At 44.5% G+C, this 4,238-nt stretch carries 4 protein-coding genes; 3 read left to right on the forward strand and 1 reads right to left on the reverse strand.

Annotated features, from left to right (window positions below; genetic code table 11):
* The first annotated feature begins 91 nt into the window (after positions 1-91).
* From QME03_RS01030 to QME03_RS01040, 3 genes are all read left to right on the forward strand, one after another.
* Positions 92-484, forward strand: coding sequence for a cysteine hydrolase family protein (locus QME03_RS01030; RefSeq protein ID WP_281723181.1), 393 nt, complete (start codon positions 92-94; stop codon positions 482-484).
* 206 nt (positions 485-690) lie between these two features.
* Positions 691-1,470, forward strand: coding sequence for an EFR1 family ferrodoxin (locus QME03_RS01035; RefSeq protein ID WP_281723182.1), 780 nt, complete (start codon positions 691-693; stop codon positions 1,468-1,470).
* A 38-nt stretch (positions 1,471-1,508) separates the two neighbouring features.
* On the forward strand, positions 1,509-3,365 hold the full coding sequence (locus tag QME03_RS01040; RefSeq protein WP_281723183.1) for a M6 family metalloprotease domain-containing protein: 1,857 nt from the start codon (positions 1,509-1,511) through the stop codon (positions 3,363-3,365).
* 640 nt (positions 3,366-4,005) lie between these two features.
* On the opposite strand, the gene QME03_RS01045 is transcribed toward QME03_RS01040, so the two are convergent.
* Positions 4,006-4,238: hypothetical protein (locus tag QME03_RS01045; protein WP_281723184.1), on the reverse strand; the 233-nt coding region annotated here is incomplete at its 5' end.

Consider the following 4,238-nt stretch of genomic DNA (forward strand, 5'->3'; position numbering starts at 1 on the left):
TTCCGATCTCGTCATGTTGCCCAGGCATGTCTTGAACTCCTGACCTCGTGATCTGCCCATCTTGGCCTCCCAAAGTGCTGGGATTACAGACGTGAACCACCGCGGGGCTTGCCCCAACGCATTGGTACAAGCACTCAATGCCTGGGATAACTTGCACCACGGCCAACGGCCTTTACATTTCTATCAAAAGGGCGAATACCCCGATGCAGAAATGTTTTCTATCTTCTCGTATGTAAACGAAGCCACCCCCAATACACACGGGAAACTGGTGCTCGACCAATTGGCTCAATATGATGAGGTGGTTGTTTGTGGCTTTGCAAAAGATTATTGCGTGGCCGAATCAGTGAAAGACCTGCGCAACGACCCACGATTTGAGGGCAAACTGCGCTTCTTCGAAGCTGGCATGGCTGCAATAGACCCACAATCGGCCAATCTTTCCATCTACGAAGAATGCCTCAATAACTTTGGCGCAAAGTGCATTTAAACTCAAATAGATCATTATACCACAATGTTTCCAGAATTCTTATTTTGTGTTGTTTCCTAACATCTCCTACAACGAGCGCCTACTGGCCTATTCCGCGGATATTTGCCCTTTCTTTCACCACCCCACAGCCTTCATCGTGAAAGCTTTAAAGGCGAAAACGAAGGCAAGGATTTGACCATGACACCGAAAAGTAGTAACTTTGCCCTATGATATTCTACTTTTCGGCCACGGGCAACACCCTTTGGGCCGCACAACAACTGGCTGAAAACATTGGCGAACGCCTTATTTTCATTCCCGAAGCCATGGATGGGCCATGCCATTACACGCTTGCAGAAGGCGAACGTATTGGCTTTTGCTTTCCTGTACATGCTTGGCGCCCTCCTGTTTTAGTGCGCCGCTTCATCCAAAGGTTAAGCATTGCCAACGCCGAGGGCCATTATTGCTTTGCCCTTTGCACGGCTGGCGACACCACAGGCGAAAGTATGCGCATCTTTAGGCAAATATTGGAACAACGCTCGCTACACTTAGATGCCGTTTTCTCGCTAATTATGCCCGAGAGTTACGTGGGCCTACCCTTCATGGATGTAGACACTATCGACAAAGAAAGAGAGAAGAAAAACTACGCCAAGATACACCTCGCCTGCATTATGCAACAAATTAACGAGTGCCAAAGCGTGGAAAAAGAGCCCCATGTGGGGAGATGGCCACGCATAAACAGCAGGCTTATTGGCGAATTTTTCGAACGAAAGTTGGTTAACGACAAAGCTTTCAGGGTGGAAACAAACCGCTGTGTGCGCTGTGGCATCTGTGCTGAGGCGTGCCCAACAGCCGACATTGAAGGCGGAAAGGGCCAACGCCCCACATGGAAACACAACGGAAGCTGCCTCACTTGCTTTGCCTGCTATCATCATTGTCCGCACCACGCCATAGAATTTGGCAACCAAACAAAGAAAAAAGGACAATACTGGTACACCAAAAATCAATGATAACTAATGCCATATTAAGAATTTAAAAGATTTAGATAATGAAAAAAACGGTACTTATTCTCATCGCTTTGCTGTGCCACTTGGCCAGTTTTGCATCAAAAGGTTGGCCCTACCCCATCACGGTTAGTCAGCCCGATGGCACCCAACTCACCATTCGCATCAACGGAGATGCCAACTTCAACTGGGTTTCGACACTCGACAACGTGGTGCTTAAGCAAGTGGGCAGTGGCTATTATGTAGCCCATATAGACACCAATGGTAAGCTAACAGCTACACATGTTTTGGCGCACGACGCCTATTTGCGCAGTATGGCCGAAGAATCTTTGTGCAAACAACAAGACATCAAGACCTTTATTGCCAACAACACCAAACCCGAACAGCTAGCCGCCACACGCGGACTGAGCGACGATAAATTAAACTTCTTCCCACATACAGGCTCGCCACGTGCCATTGTGCTATTGGTACAGTTTGCCAACAGGCCCTTTACAGTACAACCACGCAAAGCCTTTAACCAATATCTTAACAGCATGGACAACACACACCAAGACTTTGGCCATGCTGAAAACCGCAACACAGGTAGCGTTAAGAAGTATTTCAGCGACATGAGCGGTGGAAAATTCAAACCTCAGTTCGATATCTACGGTCCTATCACAATGCAGCACTCTGCCGCCTACTATGGAGATGGCAACTCTTCAATGGAAAAATACCGCGAACTGGTGGCCGATGCCTGTTCCATGGTAGACGATTCACTAAACTTTGCCCAATATGATGCCGACGGAGATGGTAATGTAGACCTCGTTTATATTGTCTATGCAGGTTATAGCGAGAGCGTTTCGGCTATCGATTCTACACTTTGGCCCAAGGCCTTTGTCTGCGGAACAGACATCAAGAAAGATGGTAAATATGTGCGCTTGGCTGGTATCAGCAACGAACTTAATGGTGTTCCTGGCACCAAATACAAATCGTCAAGCGGTTTTCTCATAAATGGCGTGGGCCTGTTCTGCCACGAATTTTCGCATTGTATGGGTCTACCCGACTTCTACCCTACGGTTAGTCCGCAATGGACAACGGCCAGTGGCGAACGCGATTTCGATGCCTACGACAACCAAGGCATGGAAGACTGGGACATTATGGATGCTGGTATTTACATCTATAATGGCTATTCGCCCACCGCATACACAGCATGGGAACGCGAAAAAATGGGCTGGATAAACATTGAAACGCTCAAGAAAGAGGGTAAAGTGGAACTAAAAAGCATCGACAAAGGCGGAAAAGCTTACCGAATAATGAACGACAAGCAAACCGATGGCAGCGAATATTACATTGTAGAGAATATACAACAAGAGGGTTGGAACTACAAATTGCCTCAATCGGGTATGATGGTGAGCCACATAAAATACGAAGCACGCCCCTTCTCGGTGTTCAAAGGCGGAGACAACTCGGTGAACAATACAAAGAAACGACCACGTATGACCATTGTACCTGCCGATGGCTACCTTCCTAGCTCGTATAGAAAGGTGTCTGACAAAAGTACTCAAACCGCACCATACATAAAGAAAACCCAATACGAACTGCAACTCAAGGGCGACCTTTACCCTGGAACTAGCAATATTACACAGCTAACCGATGCACAACAATTGGCGAACTATGCGCCTTGGACGGGTGGAATGCTGAACAAACCCATCTATAACATCGCCATGAAAGATGGTGTTGTTACTTTTAATTTTCTAAAAAGCCTAACAGGTATCGAGGCACTACCACAGGAAACAAACGAGGTAAACGATAAGATTGACAAGATTTACACCATTGATGGACGCTATGTTGGCAACGATGTCAAAACCTTGCCAAAGGGTGTTTATATAATTGGCAAAAAGAAAATGGTGATTAGCAAATAAAATGGTGTATGCTGGTTAGCAAGTTTATAAGTTAACAGGTGAATAAGACCTACGATAGGCCTAGACTTTCGTAGCTTAACTTTCGTTTGACTAGCACATATCACTAACATACAAAGGCAATAAAGGCGATTAAACCTGCAATATATGCTTTGGTTAGCATTATGCAATGGTTTAACCGCCTTTATTATATCCTTATTTCCCCTGCTATGCGTATTCCCCCCAATAGATAGTTCATCTCGTTTATCAATTATTATCGATAGTTTTCATCACTTGCTACACAGCTTTAATATTCTTGATGGCCGCTAAAACAGTTAAACCCCAATCGGTGATTAGAGCCTAAACAGATGTTGTTTTATTGCCGAGCAGATAACTTGCCTTTGTAACGCAGGCGTAGCGGGCTACGTCAAGTTGTAAAGACAGACTAGATGCCGACAAGAAAATAAAAGATGTTAGGACACAACACAAAAACAAGAATTCTGGAAACATTGTGGTATAATGCCCGATTTGGGTTAAAAAACAGCAATTGATTGTTAGTATTTCTCTCGGCAACTACTTAAAAGCGATTTGTTAAACAGGTAAACATATTTTACAGATTACATTTTCTAGACGAACGTTTCTAGAGAAATACACCCGCAAAAAGCTATATAAAATGCGCTAAACGGGCGAAATTTGAACAATTTAAAAATGCTTTTCTCCTCCAATTTTTGCTATTTACTATGGTTTTGCATTTCTCTTTTGAGAAAAATTCTCTAAATTTCGCAACCGCAACAACAAGAAAAAAGTGATTAAAAGATAAATATTGAAATGCATTTTGCAGCAAAACGCATCGCAATATGCAGCAAAACACATTGCGTTTAGCACCAAAACGCAAGG

The sequence above is a fragment of the Hoylesella shahii genome (assembly GCF_937990675.1).
GTDB lineage: Bacteria > Bacteroidota > Bacteroidia > Bacteroidales > Bacteroidaceae > Prevotella > Prevotella shahii.